Raw genomic sequence first — 22,390 nt, forward strand, 5'->3', positions numbered from 1 at the left:
ATGAAATATTTAAAAATTTTACTTTTAACTTTAGTTGTCTTTGGTTGTAATTCTGAAAAAGAATCAAAAAGAGAAACGTTTTCAGAAGATAAAACATTTGAGGTTTTAACAAGTATAATTGATAATTATGTAGATCAAACGCTAGATAGAGGTAATGTCAATTCATTTGCTTTGGCCATTTATAAGGATGGAAAAATGTATCAAAACTATTATGGAGAGATTGATAATGTTGCTCATAATAAACCCAACGATAGCTCGCTTTTTGAAATCGCTTCCATAACCAAAACATTTACAGGTTCATTGATAGCAAAAGCTGTTTTGAATGGTAAAATTACTTTAGAAGACGATATCAGAACCTATTTTGAAGGTGATTATTCTAATTTAGAATATCAAGGTCATCCCATTACCATTAAAAATTTATTGACGCATAGCCTCGGATTTAAATATAAGACACCTGAACGACTAGAAATATTTAACAAAAAAATGAATTCAGGTGAAAGCGTTGATAAAATAGACATTTACACCATTCAAAATTTATTAGAAGAGTTAAAAACAGTAGAAATTGATAAAAAACCAGGAACCGTATTTGAGTATACTTCCATTGGCCCAGAGCTTTTGGCCTATATATTAGAAAAAGTAAATCAGCAATCTTTTGATGAGCAAGTGATAGCATTCTTTAATGAAATAGGTATGCACAACACCTATTTAAACGAATCAGAAAAGTATTTAAACAACTTGGTTAGAGGTTACAAAGGCTCTGAATTATCACCAATAGATTATTGTCCGATTTATGGCGCAGCTGGAGGTGCGATTTCAACCTTGCCAGATATGGCAATTTACATGCAATATTTAATAGAGCATAAAAATAAACCTTGGATTAAGGAAGCCTCCCGAACCTTGTTTGTTGATGAGGAGGATGGTGAGCAAATAGGTTATCTATGGCAAAATATTGGATTTGCCGAAGAAGAAGGTTATTTCTATTCTAAAACAGGCACATCTCATGGCACGCAAAGCGGTATTTTAATTTGTCCAGATTCTAATTATGGAATAGTTTTAATGGTAAATAATACATCAGATAAAGCACTTAATGATTGGGGAACTTTACTTTTTTATGATGTTGAACCAGATTTGATTAAATACCCAAAACTGAATTTAAGTTCAAGTTTGAAATCTGAATTTAAAAATAACCCAGAAAAAGCTATGGCTGAATTCAGAAAACGAAAAACAGATACTGCTGCTTATTATTTAAATACGAGAAGTGTTAATAATTTGGGTTATCAATTATTAAAAGAGAATCAATATCAAAGTGCAATAGAGGTTTTTAAATTTATAACCGAAGAGTTTCCTAAAGATGCAAACGCATATGACAGTTTGGGCGAAGCATATTTTACTGTGAAAGATTATGGTAAGGCATTGCTAAACTACAGGAAATCACTGGAATTAAACCCAGAAAATGATAATGCAAAAAGTTATATAATAAAAATTGAAGAGTTAAGTAAACAACAATCATGAGCGAACCATACGTAAAACAAACCATAGAAAATGAGGTAGGATATATCGAGTTTTTTCATCCTGCGCATAATTCCTTACCAGGAGATGTATTGGCAAAATTAGCACAAACCATAACCGAAGCTGGTCAAAACGATGACATCAAAGTTATTGTTTTAAAAAGTGGAAAAGACAGAACCTTTTGTGCAGGAGCCAGTTTTAAAGAATTAATAAATATTAATGACGAAGCCACGGGAAAAGTATTCTTTTCTGGCTTTGCCAATGTGATAAATGCCATGCGAAAATGTCCAAAGTTTATCATCGGACGAATTCAAGGAAAAACCGTTGGAGGAGGTGTTGGACTCGCAGCTTCAACAGACTATTGTATGGCAACAAAATTTGCAGCCATTAAGTTAAGTGAACTTAATATAGGTATTGGACCATTTGTGGTTGGACCAGCCATTGAACGTAAAATGGGATTAAGTGCCATGTCACAAATAGCCATTGATGCAAATACATTTTATCCTGCCGAATGGGCAAAACAAAAAGGCTTATTTACGCATGTATACGAAAGCACAGATGAGCTAGATGAAGCTGTTAAAGCAACGGCAGAACATTTATGTACATATAATGTTGAAGCCATGTTAGAAATGAAAAAAATCTTCTGGAAAGGCACAGATGATTGGGATGAGCTTTTAGCAGAACGAGCAGCAACCAGTGGAAGATTGGTGTTGAGTGATTTTACAAAAGAGAAATTAAAAACCTATAGGTAGTTTTGAGCTATGAGCTGTTAGAAATTGAGATTTATGGATTTTGAAAGTAGTTATCATTTTAGTTTTGAAAATTTGATTGTTTGTCAAAAATCAATAGTTTTTGGGGAAGAAGTAAACAAATTAGTAGAGACTTTTCCTAAAAAAGAAATGTTTCGTCTGTCGTCTCAGTTTAGTAGAGCAGCAGATTCTATTGCAGCAAATATTTCAGAAGGCTCGGCGAGTACAGATGCTAATTTCAATAGATATTTAAAAATGGCGTGGGATAGTAGCCACGAATGTGTTACTTGGAATACAAAAGCTTTTTTGAGAAACTATATTACCAAAGAACAATTTGAAAGTAACCGTGCAACTTTAACGGAAATTGGAAAAATGATTTCAGCATTAAGTAAAAAATTAAAGAAGTAAGTAACTCATAGCTAATAACTCAAAACTCAAGACTTATAAATGATTTACAAATTTAAAGAGTATACACCAGTAGTACACGAATCTAGTTTTGTGCATCCTTTGGCAGCAGTAACAGGAAACGTCATCATTGGTAAAAACTGTTATATTGGTCCAGGTGCAGCTATTCGTGGAGATTGGGGACAAATTATTCTAGAAGATGGAGTCAATGTTCAAGAAAACTGTACAGTACATATGTTTCCAGGCAAATCTATAACACTCAAAGAAAGTGCGCATGTTGGTCATGGAGCTATAATTCATGGCGCTAATTTGGGACGTAATTGTTTGATAGGTATGAACTCTGTCATCATGGACGATGCCGACATTGGCGACGAATCTATTGTAGGAGCTATGGCATTTGTTAAAGCTGAAACGATTATTCCAAAACGAAGTTTAGTAGTTGGTAATCCAGCAAAAGTGGTAAAGGAAGTGTCAGACGAAATGATTACATGGAAAACAAAAGGTACGCAGTTGTATCAGCAATTACCAGCCGATTGTCATGAGAACTTGAGACAAGTTGAGCCTTTAAGAGAAGTACCAGAGAATATGAAAATTCAAGAAGGTGTCTATGATACTTTAAGGGATTTTATGAAGAAATAAATGTAAAAGTGTCATTCCGAGCATAGTCGAAAAATCTTTTAAAAAGATTACCACGACCTTCGTACTCGCAATGACAGAAAATATAAAGAATGTCGAAATTCGAATTTAAAATGCCCAAATTGGGCGAAAGTATTACCGAAGCAGCCATAATCACATGGTTTAAAAGCGTTGGCGACACTATTGAAGCAGATGAAATGCTTCTTGAGGTAGCAACCGATAAAGTAGATTCTGAAGTGCCTTCAAATGTGTCAGGAGTCATTGAGGAAATTTTGTACGATGCAAATGACGTGATTAAAATAGGAGAAACCATTGCTATTATAAATGCTGATGCCAATGCTTCATCTTCAAAAAAAGCATCAAAAAAGGAAGCTATCATACAGAGCGGGAGCGAAGAATCTCAAAAGAAGAATATTTCAAAAAAGAAACGAGCTGTTACATCGAGCGCAGTCGAGATGTCTCAATCAACGTCATTTTCAGTAAATAACTCTAATACTTTCTTTTCACCACTAATCATTTCAATAGCCAAGAATCACCATATCAGCTTTGAAGAATTAGCTAGAATTCCAGCGACAGGTCATGAAGGACGATTGCGAAAAAGTGATGTGTTCAATTATATCGAAGACGGAAGACCATACAAATTTGCGCAACCAATAACGCAAGACCCAACAGCTTATCGCATTCCGCAATTAAGTTTCGATAAAGGCAAAGGCAAAATTGTTGAAATGGATCGTATGCGCCAAATGATTGCCGATCATATGGTGTATTCCAAACATACATCACCACATGTCACTGCTTATGTTGAAGCCGATTTAACCCATATGGTGAATTGGCGAAATGCCAATAAAGAGGCTTTTCAAAAAAAGTATGGAGAGCGATTAACATTTACACCATTATTTGTAGAAGCGGTTGCCAAAGCGGTTAAAGATTTTCCAAATATCAATGCTTCGGTCGATGGAAAAAACATCATCGTTAAAGAGGATATTAATATCGGAATGGCAACGGCATTGCCAAGTGGAAATTTAATTGTTCCAGTTGTGAAAAATGCCGATACAAAGGATTTAAAAAGCTTAGCAGCTAATGTCAATGATTTAGCTTTGAAAGCTAGAGAGAATAATTTAAAAGCAGACGATATTCAAGGAAGTACATTTACGATTTCTAATGTAGGAACGTTTGGAAGTGTTATGGGAACACCAATTATCAATCAACCTGAAGTTGCAATTTTAGCATTAGGGATTATTAAAAAACGACCTGAAGTGATCACAACAGATAAAGGAGATGAGATTGCAATTCGTAGTATGATGTATTTATCATTATCATTTGACCATCGTGTTGTTGATGGCTTTTTAGGAGGAAGTTTTGTAAGAAGAGTTGCCGATTACTTTGAGCAATTTGATATAAATAGAAAAATATAATTGAAATGTCATTCAGAGCGAAGCAAAGAATCTAATAAAAAAGATTGCCACGTTGTTTCTCTTTTCAATGACAAAAAGAAAGAGATGAATAAAGATATATTAAAAAAAGGATTTTCAAATCTATGTACAGCCAAAGCTATGGCAGAATTATATGAAGCTAATTTCAAACAAGTTTCAAAATATGTACACGCTACTTCTAGAGGCCATGAAGCTGTTCAAACGGCATTAGGAATGCAATTATTACCTCAAGATTATGCATTTCCGTATTATAGAGATGATGCGATGTTATTATCATTTGGTTTAAAACCTTATGATTTAATGTTGCAGTTACTGGCAAAAAAAGAAGATCCATTTTCAGGAGGAAGAACTTATTATTCACATCCTAGTTTAAAGGATGCAGATAAACCAAAAATTCCGCATCAGTCTTCTGCAACTGGAATGCAAGCTATTCCTGCAACTGGTGTTGCTATGGGAATGCAATACTTAGAAAAGCAGAATTTGAAAAACCCTGTCACTCTGAGCGCAGACGAAGAGTCTCAAAATCCAATAACAGTTTGTAGCCTTGGCGATGCTTCAGTAACCGAAGGGGAAATCGCTGAAGCCTTTCAAATGGCAGCTTTAAAACAAATGCCAATCTTATATTTAGTTCAAGATAATGGTTGGGACATTTCTGCAAATGAAGCTGAAACTAGAGCTCAAAATGCATTTGAATATGCACAAGGATTTCATGGACTAGATGCAATTTCTATTGATGGCGCAAATTTTATGGAAAGTTACGACGCTATAGAAAAAGTAATTAAAACTATTCGAGAAGAACGACGACCATTTGTGGTTCATGCTAAAGTACCTCTTTTAAATCATCATACGTCTGGTGTACGAATGGAATGGTATCGTGACGATTTAGAGGAAGCGCGTTCTCGTGATCCTTATCCTGTTTTAAGACAACAATTGCTGGATAATGGATATTCAGAAAAAGAAGTCAACCAAATAGAAAATTCTGCAAAAACGAAAGTGCAATCCGATTTTGAAAAAGCATTTCAAGCAGAAGATCCAAAACCAGAGGATTTATTCACAAACGATTTTGCACCAACGCCTATTACTGAAGAAAAGGGAGTGCGTTCACCAGAAGGTGCAGATAAAGTAGTTATGGTAGATTGTGCCTTATTTGCAGTTGAAGAACTCATGAAGAAACACAAAGAATGTTTGCTTTACGGACAAGATGTTGGTGGACGATTAGGAGGTGTTTTTAGAGAAGCTGCTACTCTGGCGCAAAAGTTTGGCGATGATCGTGTATTTAATACACCAATTCAAGAAGCATTTATTGTAGGTTCTACCGTTGGGATGAGTGCAGTTGGTTTAAAACCAATAGTTGAGGTTCAGTTTGCAGATTATATCTGGCCAGGACTCAATCAGTTATTTACAGAAGTGAGTCGCAGTTGCTATTTGTCTAACGGAAAATGGCCTGTAAGCATGATACTTCGTGTGCCTATTGGAGCTTATGGAAGTGGTGGTCCATATCATTCATCTTCTGTCGAAAGTGTAATTACCAATATTCGTGGTATAAAAATAGCTTATCCTAGTAATGGAGCCGATTTAAAAGGCTTGATGAAAGCGGCTTACTACGATCCAAATCCTGTGGTGATTTTAGAGCATAAAGGCTTGTATTGGTCTAAAGTGCCAGGAACTTTAACAGCTACCTCTGTTGAACCTTCTGAAGATTATGTGTTACCATTTGGAAAAGCTTGGGTGTTACAAGAAATTTGGAAACAAGACGAGGTTGAAACACTTACTATTGTAACCTACGGAATGGGAGTGCATTGGGCTTATAATGCTTCAGGAGAATTGAACATGCGAGATCAAATTGAAATTATTGATTTAAGAACTTTATTTCCTTTAGATGAAGATACTATCATGACTTCAGTTAAGAAAACCGGAAAATGTTTAGTGGTTACAGAAGAGCCTTCTAACAATAGTTTTGCAAGAGCATTGGCTGGGAAAATTCAAGAGGAGTGTTTTAAATATTTGGATGCTCCTGTAATGACTATTGGTAGTGAAAACATGCCAGCAATTCCTTTAAATTCTACTTTAGAACAAACGATGATTCCTTCAACAGAAAAAGTGAAGGAAAAAATAGAAACGTTGATAAATTATTAGCGTTTTAAAATTTTTAATGCTTAAATATTTTGAAATTTCGTATATTGAACCTTTAACTATCTAAATTTTTATTATGAAAAAGAACATACTTCTCATAGTTGCTGCTTTATTTTTGTTTTTAGGAAATCAATCTATTAATGCACAGGCAAAAATGGAAAAGGAAGTTAAGACCTATGATTTGAGCTATATTAAAGCAAACGCAAAGAAGAAAACTAAAAGCTTAATCAGTTATTTAGATCTAAATAATAAACAACAAGAGCAAGTTTATAATCTTTTTATAGAAGTTGGACAGAAGATTGGTAAATTACAAGCTAAAGAAGACACAAAGCAAAAAGCTGCTTTTACTGCTAGAATGGAGCGATATGTTTCAGATTCGATGAAAGACATTTTAAATCAAGATCAGTTGAAAAAGTACTTAGCAAAAGCCAAAGACTTATAACTCACTCAATATTAATTTAATTAAAAAGCGACCATTTTAGGTCGCTTTTTTTATATGTTGTATTCAGATAATGGTTTTGTAAATTTCTCAGGATCTGCTGCCAAATGATATCTAGGATCATCAATATCTTCAACAATTACTTCTTTAAATTTTGGACTCCCCTTATAGAGCAAAACTTTACAATCTTCACTAAGATGTCTCAGTTTTATTGATTTCCCTTCTGCTTCATATTTGTTTACTAAATTAAAAATAGCTTCTAGAGCAGAATGATCACTTACTCTAGATTCAATAAAGTCTATTTCAATATGTTGAGGGTCATTTTTTACATCAAATTTAGAATTAAAGTTTTGTATTGATCCAAAAAACAGCGGTCCCCAAATTTCATAGGTTTTAGTCCCATTTGGTTGTATTCTTTTACGTGCTCTAATCATTGTGGCATTCTTCCATGCAAATACCAATGCCGAAATGATAACTCCAGCAATTACAGCAATAGCTAAGTCTTTCCAAACAGTAATTGCAGATACAGCTATTAATACAATTGCATCTGATAACGGAATTTTTCTAATGATTCTAAAACTACTCCAAGCAAAGGTTCCGATTACGACCATAAACATAACACCTACAAGAGCTGCAATTGGAATTTGCTCAATCAAAGGAGCTCCAAAAAGAACAAAGCATAATAACGCTGCTGCAGCAACTGCTCCAGATAGTCTGCCTCGTCCGCCTGAATCTACATTAATAATAGATTGTCCGATCATGGCACAACCACCCATTCCTCCAAATAATCCGTTTAACATATTAGCACTACCTTGAGCTATACATTCTCTGTTTCCATTTCCTCTGGTTTCAGTCATTTCATCAATAAGGTTAAGCGTCATTAAAGATTCAATTAAACCAACAGCAGCTAAGATAAATGCTGTTGAAAAGATTAAATCCCAATGTCCAGATAAGGTGCTAAATAAACCAAAAATTTGATCTTGAAATGTAGGCAATTCACCTTGTAAGCCTTCACCACCACCTTCTCTAATAAACGAGCCTACAGTACTCATTTCAATGCCGCCAAAAATAGTAATACACGCGACAACTATAATAGCAATTAAAGCAGCTGGAATTTTCTTGGTAAGTTTAGGGAGTCCATACATGATTCCCATAGTCAAACCAATAAAACCCATCATTTTCCAAAACGTTGCATTTGAAAACAAAGCAGAAAACCATTCAGAAGTATTAGTCCATATAGAAATGTCTTTAGGAACAGCGTTAGGGAATAAGCCGAGTTGTGAAAGAAAGATAACAATGGCTAAACCATTTACGAATCCCATCATAACTGGATGCGGAATAAGTCTAACAAACTTTCCTAGTTTAAAAACACCTGCTAATATTTGAATGCCACCAACAAACAATAAAGTGATAAAAAGCCATTGTAAGCCAAGGTTTTCTATTGGTGTTTCAAGGTTAATACCGACTTCATTTCCTTTCTGAATTAAATGAACCATAACTACAGCCATGGCTCCAGTTGCTCCAGAAATCATTCCAGGTCTTCCGCCAAATAGAGCGGTAACAATACCCATCATAAAAGCACCATAAAGTCCAACTAATGGATCAACACCAGCAACAAACGCAAATGCAACTGCTTCAGGAACTAGTGCTAATGCAACAGTTAAACCTGAAAGGATATCGTTTTTAGGGTTTTGTGTAAAGTTTTTTCTAGTGGTTTGACCTAATATCATAATGTATGCTCTTAAAAGTCGGCAAATATAAGCTATTTATATAATAAGCTTAAAACTCATGCTATAAAACAAGCAAGCACCAACTTTAAGTTGATGCTTGGTGATATAATAAATTAAGCGTTTGTTATTGTATTTCTGGAGGATATTTCTCCATTATTTTCATTACAAATTCTTTAATTTGAGCCTCTTTTTTCTCCATATTTTGAGAAATATAACCTGTACCCATACCTTGCCATATGAGTTCTTTATTTTTCATATCAATTAAATCGATAAATAAAGTGCCTTCAGATTGGGTAGAAACAACAGGTTGATTGTTCCAGCCCCAACCCCAACCAGGACCAAAACTTCCCCAACCCCAAGCATTGTTGTAAACGTTAACTCGTTGTTGCGATTTAGTAAAGATACTTACTAGCATGTCTGGATTGTCAGACTTTGTAAAACCTTTTGCTAGTAATTCAGCTTCAATGGCTCTTAAAATTCTGCGTTTATCCAAATCACTAATTTCTGCTTTATCGATTCCTGTTTTGAAAAAGGCAAACGTTTTGTAGGATTCAAAATTTGCTTCTTTATCGTAATCTGAAGCAACTCTAACAGAACTACAAGCTGTTGTAAGGGTAATAAGTAGTACAAGACTAATTTTTAATATTTTTTTCATAGCAATAATTTTTTAAAGTTATAACGAGTCTAGTAAATCATCATCAACAGTATTTGGAAGCGTGACTTTAAGATTTGGTTCTTCAGCCATAGCGCGTTTAATTGCAAAAATTGCACCTTCATTTCTAGCCCAATTTCGTCTAGCAATTCCGTTGTTTACATCCCAGAATAGCATAGATTTTAAGCGTCTTTCAGCATCCTTACTACCATCAAGAACCATACCAAATCCACCATTAATAACTTCTCCCCAGCCAACACCTCCACCATTGTGTATGCTTACCCAAGTTGCGCCTCTAAAACTATCGCCAATAACATTATGTATGGCCATATCTGCTGTAAAACGAGATCCATCGTAAATATTACTGGTTTCGCGATATGGAGAATCTGTTCCAGAGACATCATGATGATCTCTCCCAAGTATTACAGAACCTATTTGCCCATCTTTAATAGCATTATTAAAGGCTTCAGCGATTTTCATTCGTCCTTCAGCATCAGCATATAAAATTCTTGCTTGTGAACCTACAACCAGTTTGTTTTCTTGAGCACCTTTTATCCATTGTATGTTGTCAGCCATTTGCTGTTGGATGTCTTGCGGTGAGTTTAGCATTATTTTTTCAAGAACTTTGCAGGCTATTTCATCGGTTTTAACTAAATCTTCAGGCTTCCCTGAAGCACAAACCCATCTAAAGGGTCCAAATCCGTAATCAAAACACATAGGTCCCATAATATCTTGAACATAGCTTGGGTATTTAAAATCAATACCATTATCTGCCATAATATCTGCTCCAGCTCTCGATGCTTCTAAAAGGAAAGCATTTCCGTAGTCAAAAAAATAGGTGCCTTTGGCAGTATGTTTATTTATCGCAATAGCATGACGACGTAAGGTTTCTTGCACCTTTTCTTTAAATAATATCGGATTATTCGCCATCATATCATTGGCATCTTCAAAAGAGATATCTGCAGGATAATAGCCTCCAGCCCAAGGGTTGTGTAAAGACGTTTGATCACTACCTAAATCGATATGAATATTTGCCGTATCAAATTTTTCCCATACATCAACAACATTACCTAAATATGCAATTGAAACCGTCTCTTTTTCAGCTTTGGCTTTGTTAACTCGAGTAACAAGCTCATCTAAGTCTGTAATTTTTTCATCTATCCAACCTTGGTCTAATCTAACTTGCGTAATTTTAGGATTTACTTCGGCACAAACTGTAATGCATCCTGCAATGTTACCAGCTTTTGGTTGTGCTCCAGACATACCTCCAAGTCCAGAAGTTACAAATAGGTGTCCTTTAGGTTCTTTTTTAATTTTTCTAAACCCGTTTAATACTGTAATCGTAGTACCATGAACAATACCTTGCGGACCAATATACATGTAACTACCAGCAGTCATTTGCCCATATTGAGTAACACCTAAAGCATTAAACTTTTCCCAGTCATCAGGTTTTGAGTAATTAGGGATCATCATACCATTTGTAACAACTACTCTTGGTGCATCTTTATGACTAGGGAATAAACCCATAGGATGTCCTGAGTACATCACAAGAGTTTGCTCATCATTCATTTCTGAAAGATATTTCATTGTTAATCTGTATTGTGCCCAATTTGAAAATACACCTCCATTTCCACCATAGGTGATTAATTCGTGAGGATGTTGAGCAACAGCATAGTCTAAATTATTTTGAATCATTAGCATAATCGCTGCAGCTTGTTGAGATTTTGCTGGATATTCTGCGATAGGCCTAGCATACATTTTATAATCAGGACGAAAACGATACATGTAAATCCTTCCATAAGTTTCAAGCTCGTTTTTAAATTCTGAAATTAATTCAGAATGATGAGACTTATCAAAATATCGTAAAGCATTTTTTAGAGCTAGTTTCTTCTCATCGTTTGATAGAATGTCTTTACGTTTAGGTGCATGATTAATTGAATTATCATATGGCTTAGGTTGAGGTAGGTTTTTTGGAATACCTTCTTTTATTTGATCTTGAAAAGATATGTTTTGTGTTGTATGCATCACTTTTTTTTTAATTTGTTTTTGTTAAAACCATAAGGACAATGTCTGCATCCACTTTCACAACAGTAACCTCGTTTTAAATGATACTGTTCTGTAAAGCAGCGATATCCTTCAGGTGTTAAATAGTAATCGCCTTCCTCTAATGGAATAATTTTCTTCATATCTTACAAAGATAATGTAAATTGGACTGATTTTTGTTTGTAATATACTATGATTTTAGTCTCTAGATATTTGGTTCCTAAAGGGTATGTTGGAATTGTAATTTTCCCTTTTATACTTTTAAAATATAAGCATTTAAGTATAAATAATGTGTTGCTAAATCATGAGAAGATTCACTTAAGACAGCAATTAGAACTTTTTTTAATTATATTTTATATATGGTATGGTGTTGAGTTTTTAATTCGACTTTTGATTTACAAAAAATGGCATAAAGCGTATAAGAATATTTCGTTTGAAAAGGAAGCATATGCCAATGAAAACGACCTTAACTATTTAAAGTCAAGGTCGTTTTATAATTTTCTAAATTATATGTAATAAAGCGTCTTATTTTAACACTATTTTTTGAGCTTTTGACTTGCCGTTTACTAATGTAGCTTTAACGATGTATGCTCCACTAGAAAGGTTGTGATTATTTATGATAAACTCAGTTGTATTAATAGTGTTCTTGTTAAATAAAACACGACCTAAAAGATCATAAACTATAACAGATTCTATAGCACTTCTATTAGAATTGATTTTTATATAATTTCCTTTAGGAGCTATGATGCTTAATGCACTTAATTCTAAATCTATGGTGCTAAGAGTTTCATTTGTGTATCTTAAAACAAAACGATTTTCATAATCTATTGCTTCAGTTTCGGTGAACACATAAGGAGAAGCTCTTAAATCATGAACAATACCTTCATAGACGTCTTCTAAATAAATATTTTGATTGACATCTAAAAATAAACCATCAACACTGCTAATGGCAATAGTGTATTCTCCTGCATGAGGAATAACGGTTCCTAAAGGCACTTGGTCATTTACATCAAACGGCAATGCACGTCCTTGAATGACCATACGCTTATTATCTATTTTAGAATACATGCTAAGGTTGTTTACTTCTCTAATATATGCATCATACAGTCTGTCTTTTTCTTGAGTAGCACCTTCAATATAACCGACTAAAATATTTGATGAAGATCCGTTTGAATCAATTAAGTCTAACCATATGCGATGACGCTCAATAGAATCAGAATTTGAAATGTTTTCATTAGGATTAGCCGATCTATAGAATGCAGTATTGCTATGAGATCGATCTCGCATACTATTGTTAAAAGTTACATTCCCAGATTCATTGTCATTTAATGCTAGTACAAAAAAGCCTTGTCCAGAAGCAATCTTTCCATTAAAAATTGGATTAGGATTAGAGACACCAGATAAGTTATAAGTGATGTAATCGTTGTCATCATAGGTGAAGGCAAAATCATCATAGAATGAATCGCCATTATTGCCAATTTGTGTACCATGAGTCCAAATATGAACAGAGCCTTCAATTAAATTATTACTTGGATGTGTTAAAAAGGAATTCGCATCTAAAGCTGAAGGGTAAGGATTTCCTAAAAGGTTCCAATTGTCATCATAAGGGGTAACTGTTAATACATCATTGCCATAAGGATTATAAGTATAATTACTATTTCCAAAAGAATTTGAGCCACTACTTATAGGTTGAGTAATAACGCCATTGTTTGGTACTCCTGTAAACACAGAAGTAGCTATTGATGTTCCTGAAGTGTGGTTTGTAGGACCTCTAACAATATAGCCTTTACCAAGAGCCATTGTCCCAGAGCTTAAAGGATTCCAGTTACCATAGCAAATTGGTATGCCACCAGTTGGAAGTACGCCAGGTGTAAAAGTGCCAGTTGGCACTGTTGGTGTCCATTGGTAAATATAACCTGATGGTGTAAAAGCACCATATACATTGGAGACATCAAAACCTTGAACAGGACTTGACCAATAAACATAATCAGTTTGTCTAATGCTAGTGTTTCGGTAGAGCTCTATATTTCCGGAATTTATTTGTGATGGAGCTACTGAAGTACTGCTATCATATACTTGAATTAAACTAGCGTCATTTTGAACAATTAATTCGCCAGTACCTTGAATCTCAATATAGTCTTGAATGGTTAATGAGGAAGCAAAATTATTATTATTTGTATCAGAAGTTAAAGTTAATGTAGCTCCTGTTTCAATCGTTAAATTTAAACCATCTCCATGATTATTGTCGTAAATAACAGGGTCATTGCCAGTTACAGGTATAACGACGCAGTCAACAGCTGTTGGTATGGCATCGTCTGACCAATTTAATGGATTCATCCAGTTGTCGGTAGCTTCAGACCCATCCCAAATTTTAGTGCTTGATATTTGAACTAAAATTTCTTCAAATCTAGTCATTGTCGTGCCATCACAAAAATTATAAACGATTTCAGCAGTGTAGGTTGTATCAGAAGTAGGAGCAACTGTAATCACATCATTATTACCTAAAGATGTAAGTCCAGTTGTCGAGTTGCCATTTACTGACGCCGAACCTTCATACCAAGTTAAAGTAGAAATTGATCCTAAACCACCACCTATTGGAGTAAATCTCCACGCTTCTTGTGTGGTATTCCAGTTAGCATCTAAACTGTTTCTGTTGGGCGCTGCCAAACCAGTAGTGGCATCATTTTGTATGGCTACGGTTGCATTTCCGTCATTCCAAGGAGAAATATTATTGTTGTCAATGTTTTTCTCTTCAATATAGACATCTATAACATTACTGTGTTCGTATAAAACAATCATACCAGTATAGAGTATAGAGTTGTCTGAAAACATTGGGATATCATGCCAAGACATTATAAAGGCTCTTTCTCCAGTATCAAGTGTGATAGTTTCGTAACCAACTTCACCACCTTGACTTGGGTCAATATCATGGTAAACGCCGTAAATTGAGCGACCAAAAAATCGTCCGCCATTAGAGTTTATAGCATTGGGTACGTTCCAATCATTATAGTAGCCACAACCAGACCCAGGTGCAAAACTTTCAAAAGATATTACGGCATTGGCAGTTGCTTGTAATTGCGACAAAGCATTAGCAGTCACATTATCATAAAAACAAAAATCAAAAGGCATATTGACTACAGGAGACCAGGTGTCATCATTAAACGTTGAGAATTGATTAGATAAACAATCAAATTGATATGGTGGGTTGTAAGCAATTGAAGACACACTATAATTACTTGGGTCACCTAATTGTAGATAAGTTGCCTCAAGATCGACACTTCCTACAACACCACAAGAAGTGACAGCTGGATTATTGCCATTAATATCTGAAGCAGTCAAGTTAGGTAAACCTAGTGATGACACTCCTGTTCCAGAACCTGCGGTACAGTTTGGAGGCGTACAAGTGATTTCAATTGTAAAATCACCAGTTGTAGATCCAAAGTCGCTATAATGTGCTACATACACATAATAATCGGTTAAACTTGTTGTTGTAAAGGTATAAGAATCATTGCCAAAACCATCTTGACAAGTAATATTGGTTAGTGCTCCACAGTTACCTTCTAATACTGCAATTTCAGTATCATAACTACCATTTGGAGTGACCTCAATTGTAGTTGAATCTCCTGTTCCCACAAAGTGAAACCAAACCCCATAATCACTCATGGTGCATACAGTGCCATGAGCAGTGCTTCCAGTAGTTCCATTTGTTGTTGCAAAAATAGATTGCCCACAATTAATACTTGTTGCAGAAGCACAATCTGTGTTTGTTGGTGGAGGTGGTGGTTCAGTAACACAGATGTCAAAAGTTCCATTGTTGTTATTTCCAAATTCCCAAACTCTTATATAAACTGTGCTTCCAGGAGTTAAACCTGTACTTGTAATCGAAGACATAGCACCATTATCACTATCATCATCATCACACTCAATGAGTGAAAGCGAACCACAAGTACCTGAGTAAATAGCCATACCACTATCAGTCATTACACCTGTATCTGTATCAACAATAATGCTTCCGCTTGTAGGTACTGTAACTGTAAACCATACATCGCCACCACTATAACCTGCACAACCAGGAGCAGGTACACCAGTAGAAGCAGTAGCACTTTCATTTGTATAGGTTGAAAATGAACATGGAGAGTTCACACTTAAATTAGTAGCAGTACAAGGATCATCATTAACAGGTGGTCCGGGAGGTTCGGTAACACAAATATCAAAAGTTCCAGGGTTGTCATTATTGTATTCCCAAACGCGAATATAAATCGTTTCACCTGCAGTTAAACCGGTTCTTGTAATTGATGACATTAAAGCGCCACCGTTAATACTGTCATCATCGTCACATTCAATTAAGGTTAATGTTGGTGTAGGGCAAACTCCAGTCACTGAATAAATAGCCATTCCACTGTCAGTTATCACGCCAGTATCTGTATCAATTATAATGGTTCCGCTTGCTGGAACTACTGTTGTAAACCAAACATCACCACCATTATAACTAGCACAGCCTGGAGCAGGAATTCCAGCTGAAGCTGTAGCGTTTTCAGTAGTGAAGGTTGTATAAGAGCAAGGAATGTTTGGACTTAAAGCAATAGCGCCACAAGGATCGTCATTGGCTATAGGAGAAGTGATTTCTAAAGTAAAATTAGCATCTGTTGTGAGAACAGACCATGAATCAATAACTAAATAGTAAGTGCCTGGTGTCAAGGTTACTGGGCCAGATGTGCCAAATGGATCTCCTCCTGTTTCAATACCTCCTTCGCAATTCCCATTTGTGGGTGCGCAACCCGAATGAATAGAGAGTGATTTCCATGTATTACCTGTATTAGCAAAATCGAAGGTGTAGTCACCTCCACTAGTAACATTTATGGAGTATACACCATCTGTTGCATCACCATAAAATACTGTTCCTAAGCAACCAATCACACCATAGTCGTCGCCTAATCCTGCAGTGGTTTGCAAACCTGTTGATATTGTGCCGCCAGGAACAAGAGCTAATGGAGTCGCCGAACCACAATCAACACCTGGAGCTTGTGTTTGAGCTAATTTAGGTATGATTGTTATTAAAATAAGTAAGAGTAGTTTTCTGGCCATAATGCAAAATTTAAAACAAAACCATAGCCTATATAGGCTTTTAAGTGAGGTTAAAAGTTTTAAAAATAGAGGTGAGGCACTATAACAAAAACAATGTAGTAAAAATTACATAATTTTAGATAAAAATTATGAATTTATTTGTTTTTTTGTTAAAGTGTTGTGTTTTTTAGATAAAATCCATTTTTGTAATGTGAATGCTGTGTTTTTGAAAATAAAAAAAGCCCTTAATTAATTAAGGGCTTTTCAATACTATAAAAATAGTATTTGCTAATCTTTTAGTATTATTTTTTGTGTTTTAGTTTGACCACTCTCTAAGGTTACTTTAACTATATAAGCACCACTAGATAAGTTGTGATTGGTGTAAACAAATTCATCGTTACTAATAGAAGTTTTGTTTAACATGACTCTACCTAAAAGGTCATAGATTACAACAGAATCAACTAGATTGTTGTTAGTGTTAACCTTTACATATTTACCCTTTGGAGCTGTAATACTTAAATCACTTAATTCTAAATCATCAACGCTTAAGGCTTCATTGGTATATCTTAACACAAATCTATCTTCATAATCAATAGCTTCAGTTTCAGTAAAAGTATACGGAGTAGCTTTTAAATTATGAATAACATCATTGTAAAGGTCTTCTAAATAAATGTTTTGATCACCATTTGTAAATAAGCCATCTACTTTACTTATTGCAATAGTGTATTCTCCTGCTTGAGGAATAACGATTCCTATAGGAACTTGGTCATTGTTATCAAAAGGTAATGAACGTCCTTGGATTGTAAGACGATCGTCGTTAGCTTTAGAGTAAATATTTAAATTGTTAACCTCTCGAGCATAAGCATCGTATAATCGGTCTTTTTCCTGTGTAGCACCTTCAATATATCCTACTAAAGTGTTTGATGCTTCATCATTTTGATTTAATAAACTTAACCAAATACGATGACGTTCAATATTCTGATAATCACTTGTACTCGAAGTACTTTCGTTAGCTTCAGCTGTTCTATAAAAAGCAGTATTACTATAAGTTCTATCACGCATACTATTGTTAAAGGTGACGCTGCCTGTTTCATTGTCATTTAAAGCTAAAACAAAGAAGCCTTGTCCTGAAGCGATTTGACCTGCAAACGTTTCATTAGGGTAAGTAGAACCAGAAATGTTATACGTCACATAATCATTAACACTATAGGTGTAGGCAAAATCATCATAAAAAGAATCTCCATTACCGCCTATAGGAATATTATGTGTCCAAATATGAACTGCACCTTCAATTAAATTGTTACTAGGATGGGTTAAAAAGGCATTGGCATTTAAAGCGGAAGGATATGGATTACCAATAAGATTCCAATTGTCGTCTAGTTGAGTTACACTTAGGCTGTTTGTGCCATAAGGATTGTACATTAAGCCTCCTCCAGAATAACCACCACTACTTAACGATTGAGTAATAACCCCATTATTGGCTACACCATTAAACGTTGCAGAAGCTATTGAAGCAGCAGTTGTGTGGCCATTAGGTCCTCTAACCGCATAACCTTTTCCAATGTCCATAATACCAGAGCTTAGGTTGTTCCAGTTGCCAGTAATAATGGGCACATTTCCTGGCATACCTAAATAACCTGTTGCTGTAGTTGGAATCCATTCATAGATACGATTAGTAGGTGTGTTTATGTCATATACATCTGAAACATCAAAGTTTTCGACTGGACTAGACCAATATACATAGTCAAGTAGTCTTATATTTGTGTTTCTGTGCAGTTCAATTGCTCCACTATTTGGTCGGGCTGGTGTGTCGTTTACTTGAATTAAACTAGCATCATCTCTTACAATTAAAGATCCAGTGCCTTGGATGTCTATAAAATCTTGAACGGTTAATGTTGATCCAGCATTGTCTGCATTAGTGTTAGCAGCTAAAACAAGCAAGGCGCCATCTTCAACAGTAAGGTTGTAAGCATCTGCATTGCCATTATCACTAATAATTGGAGGAGTTATTCCTGTTGGAATATACACACACTGCGTATCCGTAGGAACTGTATTTCCAGACCAATTTGTTGCTGTATTCCAATTGTTAGATGTAGCACCTGTCCAAATCTTACCAATAACATAATCTACTCGTGTTCTTGCTGTTGGATTACCGGGACAAGCATACCAATACGAATAAATACCTGGTGTGCTAGTATCGGTTAACCCAGAACCAGGATAGTTTACTGGGTTAAAACCTGCACCCGATTTTATAGGAGTACCTCCAGAAACCGCTGTGTACCATTCTATTGGAGCTGATGCTGTTGTCCAATTTATATCAGGTCCTGTTGTAACTTCCCAAGTATAAGGACTATTACCACTGCCTGGTCCTCCCCATTCTGTGGTAATTAAGGTGTAATTAACACCTGCGGTTAAAGTCGCAGTTAATTCAGAACGAAGTCCTACACCAGAGTCATCATCTCTTACCACAAATCCTGCACCACAAACGCCAGGTGTAAACCCAGTTTCAACAATATAGCCCATACCATCAAATCCTGCAGCTGCGGTCATTTCTATTACATAAACACCAGTAGTTGGCACTGTAAAATTGATTTCTTCATAACGTCTTGATAATCCTGTAAATGAGCAAATTGTTGAATTAGCTGCAGATACGGGTTTATTTGCTAATGCACCACCTTGTAGATTCCCAAAAACGGTATCTGATGTATTTATACCAGGCGGACAAGCAAAGTCTGAAGTTAACGACTTACTGCGTTCGTTAGGGCAGTCGGCATAAACGCCATTGTCGCCAGGTAATAAAGGTGTGGTAATACAAATATCAAAAGTACCATTGTTATTATTTCCGTATTCCCATAGTCGTATATATATGATTTCTCCAGGGGTTCTACCTGTAAGTGTGATTGTAGACATAGCTCCAGTTCCAAAATCATCATCACAATCTTCCAGTGTTAAAGAACCACAAGTGCCTGAGTAAACCGCCATACCACTATCGGTCATAACACCAGGCTCAGTAGTGATTGTAAATTCTCCTGAGTCATTAACTACATAGCTAAACCAAACATCGCCACCTAGGTAATTGGCGCAGCCTGGAGCAGGATGACCAGTTGAACCCGTTGCACCTTCATTGGTATAGGTCACTAAGGAACAATCAACATCAGAAAACAACTCTATAGCATCAACACATTCATCATTAGAGATAGGAGCTGTTATTAATAATTCAAAAACTGGACGATTCCATGGTCCTCCTACATAAGGAGCAGGGTGAGTGGTTGAAGGTGGATACCCAGCTGCTGCGGTCCAACCATCAATAACAATATAATATGTGCCTACAGATAAATTAATATCGAGAGGTATTGCAGCATCACGTTGTCCTGCAGTTTCTGCAGCTCCTATGCAATTGCCTGCATTAACTGGAAATGCAGAGTATAGAGATAAGGATTTCCAAGTCGTCCCATTATTTGCAAACTGAAACCTATAATCACCTGCAACAGCAACGTCTATAGAGTACATGCCATCACGACTAGTTCCGTAAAGAGTAAACCCAGTACATATATCGGCTTCAGCAACATTATTTTGATATGGTAATAGCACATATTGAAAACCTGTAGAGGTTGTGGTTCCGTAGTTTAGGGTGATTGGTACAACATTTGCAAGCACATCGCCATTACCTGGAGCTTGAGCAATACCATATAAGGTTGTAAATGTAAATACAACGAAGAAAAGTAACTTTCTAATCATAATTTTTAAATTTAAGGCACAACAAAATGACTCATTTTGCAGTCAATTTTCGTAGGATTTATTAAGATCAGGAAGAACTATATTTGTATAGGCCTCCAAATTTACTCAAAATTATATAATTTTAATAAAAATTTAAAGATTTCTTAACTTATTTGATAAAGTGTTTTATTTTATGGATGAAAACCGTATTGCAATTGATAATCATGTTTTTATAAAGCCAGATTACTTAAATCATAAACATGTTTCTGGTAATAAAAAACGAAAACTAAAATACAATCTACTTGAAGCAAAAATCTTACAAAAAAACACATTGTTAACTTTTGGAGGAGCGTTTTCAAACCATATTGCAGCTGTGGCTTATACAGGATATGAACATGGTTTTAAAACCATTGGAATTATTAGAGGCGAAGAACTGCATCATTCAAAGCAACTCAATGCAACGCTTTCATTTGCTAAGCAATGCGGAATGCAGTTTAAATTTGTTTCTAGAGCATTGTATAAAAACAAAATGACTACTGAATTTGTTAATCAGCTAGAAGACGAATTTGGTGATTTTTATCTCATTCCTGAAGGCGGAACCAATCCTTTAGCGGTTAAAGGTTGCGAAGAAATTTTAGATGATATAGACAAGACCTTTGATTATATTTGCTGTCCTGTGGGTACTGGAGGCACCATTTCTGGTTTAATAAACTCAAGTGCGCAACACCAAAAAATTATTGGCTTTCCAGCATTAAAAGGTGATTTTTTAAGTAAAGAAATCACTAAATTTGCAACCAAAACCAATTGGGAACTTGTTTCTAAGTATCATTTTGGAGGTTACGCTAAGGTTAATAAAGATTTAATCCAATTTATAAATCAATTTAAAGCAACGCATAACGTACCATTAGATCCAATTTATACTGGAAAAATGATGTATGGCATTTACGATTTGATTTCAAAAGGGTATTTTAAAAAGGATTCAAAAATCTTAGCCATACACACAGGAGGATTGCAAGGTATTGAAGGTATGAATGTAAAACTGAAACAACAAAACAAGCCCTTAATCGTTTAGTATTTATGAAAAAATATAGTATTGTCTTTTTAATCTCTTTTGTAATTGTAAGCTGTGGGTCTAAACAAAAAATAGTTACAAAAAAGAAAAGCAGTAAGCCTAAAACCGAACGGGTTTTAAAAACCACTAAACCAGTAACAAAACCAACACCTAAGTCGCCTTCAAAAACGGGAACTCATATGACTGCTGTTGAGGCTTACATCGCTAATTTTAGTGGTATTGCTAAAGAAGAAATGCGCAAATATAAAATTCCTGCAAGTATAACCTTAGCGCAAGGCATTTTAGAGTCTGGTTCTGGACAAGGACGCTTAGCGGTTAAAGCAAACAATCACTTCGGAATTAAATGCCATGGATGGACAGGGCAAAAAATTTATCACGACGATGATGCTTCACAAGAATGTTTTAGAAAGTATAAACATGCGGAGTCTTCATTCGAAGATCATTCTACATTTTTAACGTCAAGAAGTCGTTATTCAAAATTATTTCAGTTAAGAGAAGACGATTACAAAGCTTGGGCAAAAGGGCTTAGAGCTGCAGGATATGCAACCGACAGAAAATACCCTCAAAAATTAATTAGTTTAATTGAGCGTTACCAATTATATCGGTTTGACGATGAGGTTTTAGGCAAGCAGCATTCAGCAAAAGTTGTTAAGGAGTCTAATATAAAAAGCCATACAGTTATTAAAGGAGACACCTTATACTCATTGTCTAAAACGTACAATACAACAGTTAAACAACTCAAAGCAATAAACGGTCTTAAAGACAATGAATTATCAATTGGTCAGGTTTTGATCATTAAATAAATACC

16 protein-coding genes are annotated in these 22,390 nt (G+C 35.3%); 10 read left to right on the forward strand and 6 right to left on the reverse strand.

What is annotated here, in order from left to right; translation table 11 throughout:
- The 7 genes from ACP15M_RS13365 (at position 1) to ACP15M_RS13395 (ending at position 7,307) form a co-directional block, all read left to right on the forward strand.
- Complete coding sequence (locus tag ACP15M_RS13365; RefSeq protein WP_425077708.1) at positions 1 to 1,512, forward strand: serine hydrolase; 1,512 nt, start codon at positions 1 to 3, stop codon at positions 1,510 to 1,512.
- Positions 1,509 to 2,261, forward strand: a complete 753-nt coding sequence (locus tag ACP15M_RS13370; protein ID WP_425077709.1) for an enoyl-CoA hydratase/isomerase family protein — start codon at positions 1,509 to 1,511, stop codon at positions 2,259 to 2,261. The genes ACP15M_RS13365 and ACP15M_RS13370 overlap by 4 nt, the downstream gene beginning before the upstream one ends.
- 33 nt (positions 2,262 to 2,294) lie before the next feature.
- Positions 2,295 to 2,666 (forward strand): four helix bundle protein, encoded by a 372-nt coding sequence (locus ACP15M_RS13375; protein ID WP_425077710.1) that lies wholly within the window; start codon positions 2,295 to 2,297, stop codon positions 2,664 to 2,666.
- Positions 2,667 to 2,705: 39 nt separating this feature from the next.
- Complete coding sequence (locus ACP15M_RS13380; protein WP_425077711.1) at positions 2,706 to 3,302, forward strand: transferase hexapeptide repeat family protein; 597 nt, start codon at positions 2,706 to 2,708, stop codon at positions 3,300 to 3,302.
- 89 nt (positions 3,303 to 3,391) lie between these two features.
- Complete coding sequence (locus ACP15M_RS13385) at positions 3,392 to 4,714, forward strand: dihydrolipoamide acetyltransferase family protein (RefSeq protein WP_425077712.1); 1,323 nt, start codon at positions 3,392 to 3,394, stop codon at positions 4,712 to 4,714.
- An 84-nt stretch (positions 4,715 to 4,798) separates the two neighbouring features.
- A complete protein-coding gene (locus tag ACP15M_RS13390) occupies positions 4,799 to 6,868 on the forward strand; it encodes an alpha-ketoacid dehydrogenase subunit alpha/beta (RefSeq protein ID WP_425077713.1) in 2,070 nt (689 codons plus the stop codon).
- A gap of 73 nt (positions 6,869 to 6,941) precedes the next feature.
- Positions 6,942 to 7,307: a hypothetical protein gene (locus ACP15M_RS13395; protein WP_425077714.1), complete on the forward strand. Its 366-nt coding sequence runs from the start codon at positions 6,942 to 6,944 to the stop codon at positions 7,305 to 7,307.
- A gap of 50 nt (positions 7,308 to 7,357) precedes the next feature.
- Here ACP15M_RS13395 and ACP15M_RS13400 read toward each other — a convergent pair whose 3' ends face one another.
- The 4 genes from ACP15M_RS13400 to ACP15M_RS13415 form a co-directional block, all read right to left on the reverse strand.
- Entirely contained in the window at positions 7,358 to 9,034 is a 1,677-nt protein-coding gene (locus ACP15M_RS13400; RefSeq protein ID WP_425077715.1) for a SulP family inorganic anion transporter, read from the reverse strand.
- Between the two features lie 124 nt (positions 9,035 to 9,158).
- A complete protein-coding gene (locus ACP15M_RS13405; protein ID WP_425077716.1) occupies positions 9,159 to 9,689 on the reverse strand; it encodes a DUF4136 domain-containing protein in 531 nt (176 codons plus the stop codon).
- Positions 9,690 to 9,707: 18 nt separating this feature from the next.
- Positions 9,708 to 11,693: a urocanate hydratase gene (locus ACP15M_RS13410; protein WP_425077782.1), complete on the reverse strand. Its 1,986-nt coding sequence runs from the start codon at positions 11,691 to 11,693 to the stop codon at positions 9,708 to 9,710.
- A 17-nt stretch (positions 11,694 to 11,710) separates the two neighbouring features.
- Positions 11,711 to 11,872, reverse strand: a complete 162-nt coding sequence (locus ACP15M_RS13415; protein ID WP_425077717.1) for a DUF5522 domain-containing protein — start codon at positions 11,870 to 11,872, stop codon at positions 11,711 to 11,713.
- 49 nt (positions 11,873 to 11,921) lie between these two features.
- On the opposite strand from ACP15M_RS13415, the gene ACP15M_RS13420 reads away from it, so the two are divergent.
- A complete protein-coding gene (locus ACP15M_RS13420; RefSeq protein WP_425077718.1) occupies positions 11,922 to 12,245 on the forward strand; it encodes a hypothetical protein in 324 nt (107 codons plus the stop codon).
- A 9-nt stretch (positions 12,246 to 12,254) separates the two neighbouring features.
- On the opposite strand, the gene ACP15M_RS13425 is transcribed toward ACP15M_RS13420, so the two are convergent.
- Together ACP15M_RS13425 and ACP15M_RS13430 are read right to left on the reverse strand one after the other, a co-directional pair.
- Positions 12,255 to 16,814 carry a T9SS sorting signal type C domain-containing protein gene (locus ACP15M_RS13425; protein WP_425077719.1) on the reverse strand — a complete coding sequence of 1,520 codons (4,560 nt, stop codon included), beginning with the start codon at positions 16,812 to 16,814 and terminating at the stop codon, positions 12,255 to 12,257.
- A gap of 267 nt (positions 16,815 to 17,081) precedes the next feature.
- Positions 17,082 to 20,531 (reverse strand): T9SS sorting signal type C domain-containing protein, encoded by a 3,450-nt coding sequence (locus ACP15M_RS13430; RefSeq protein ID WP_425077720.1) that lies wholly within the window; start codon positions 20,529 to 20,531, stop codon positions 17,082 to 17,084.
- A 172-nt stretch (positions 20,532 to 20,703) separates the two neighbouring features.
- Between ACP15M_RS13430 and ACP15M_RS13435 the strand changes: the two genes are divergently transcribed.
- Both ACP15M_RS13435 and ACP15M_RS13440 read left to right on the forward strand, forming a co-directional pair.
- The gene (locus tag ACP15M_RS13435; protein ID WP_425077721.1) at positions 20,704 to 21,582 is read left to right on the forward strand and encodes a 1-aminocyclopropane-1-carboxylate deaminase/D-cysteine desulfhydrase; all 879 of its coding nucleotides are present in this window, start codon (positions 20,704 to 20,706) and stop codon (positions 21,580 to 21,582) included.
- A gap of 5 nt (positions 21,583 to 21,587) precedes the next feature.
- Complete coding sequence (locus tag ACP15M_RS13440; RefSeq protein ID WP_425077722.1) at positions 21,588 to 22,385, forward strand: glucosaminidase domain-containing protein; 798 nt, start codon at positions 21,588 to 21,590, stop codon at positions 22,383 to 22,385.
- Positions 22,386 to 22,390: the final 5 nt, after the last annotated feature.

Source organism: Psychroserpens sp. S379A, assembly GCF_049800755.1.
Classification (GTDB): Bacteria; Bacteroidota; Bacteroidia; order Flavobacteriales; family Flavobacteriaceae; genus Psychroserpens.

Coding starts and splice junctions, on each gene's coding strand:
- ACP15M_RS13435 (WP_425077721.1), top strand. CDS start 20,704: ATGGATGAAAACCGTATTGCAATTGATAATCATGTTTTTATAAAGCCA.
- ACP15M_RS13425 (WP_425077719.1), bottom strand. CDS start 16,814: ATGGCCAGAAAACTACTCTTACTTATTTTAATAACAATCATACCTAAA.
- ACP15M_RS13390 (WP_425077713.1), top strand. CDS start 4,799: ATGAATAAAGATATATTAAAAAAAGGATTTTCAAATCTATGTACAGCC.
- ACP15M_RS13420 (WP_425077718.1), top strand. CDS start 11,922: ATGATTTTAGTCTCTAGATATTTGGTTCCTAAAGGGTATGTTGGAATT.
- ACP15M_RS13400 (WP_425077715.1), bottom strand. CDS start 9,034: ATGATATTAGGTCAAACCACTAGAAAAAACTTTACACAAAACCCTAAA.
- ACP15M_RS13385 (WP_425077712.1), top strand. CDS start 3,392: ATGTCGAAATTCGAATTTAAAATGCCCAAATTGGGCGAAAGTATTACC.
- ACP15M_RS13375 (WP_425077710.1), top strand. CDS start 2,295: ATGGATTTTGAAAGTAGTTATCATTTTAGTTTTGAAAATTTGATTGTT.
- ACP15M_RS13395 (WP_425077714.1), top strand. CDS start 6,942: ATGAAAAAGAACATACTTCTCATAGTTGCTGCTTTATTTTTGTTTTTA.
- ACP15M_RS13365 (WP_425077708.1), top strand. CDS start 1: ATGAAATATTTAAAAATTTTACTTTTAACTTTAGTTGTCTTTGGTTGT.
- ACP15M_RS13430 (WP_425077720.1), bottom strand. CDS start 20,531: ATGATTAGAAAGTTACTTTTCTTCGTTGTATTTACATTTACAACCTTA.
- ACP15M_RS13370 (WP_425077709.1), top strand. CDS start 1,509: ATGAGCGAACCATACGTAAAACAAACCATAGAAAATGAGGTAGGATAT.
- ACP15M_RS13415 (WP_425077717.1), bottom strand. CDS start 11,872: ATGAAGAAAATTATTCCATTAGAGGAAGGCGATTACTATTTAACACCT.
- ACP15M_RS13380 (WP_425077711.1), top strand. CDS start 2,706: ATGATTTACAAATTTAAAGAGTATACACCAGTAGTACACGAATCTAGT.
- ACP15M_RS13440 (WP_425077722.1), top strand. CDS start 21,588: ATGAAAAAATATAGTATTGTCTTTTTAATCTCTTTTGTAATTGTAAGC.
- ACP15M_RS13405 (WP_425077716.1), bottom strand. CDS start 9,689: ATGAAAAAAATATTAAAAATTAGTCTTGTACTACTTATTACCCTTACA.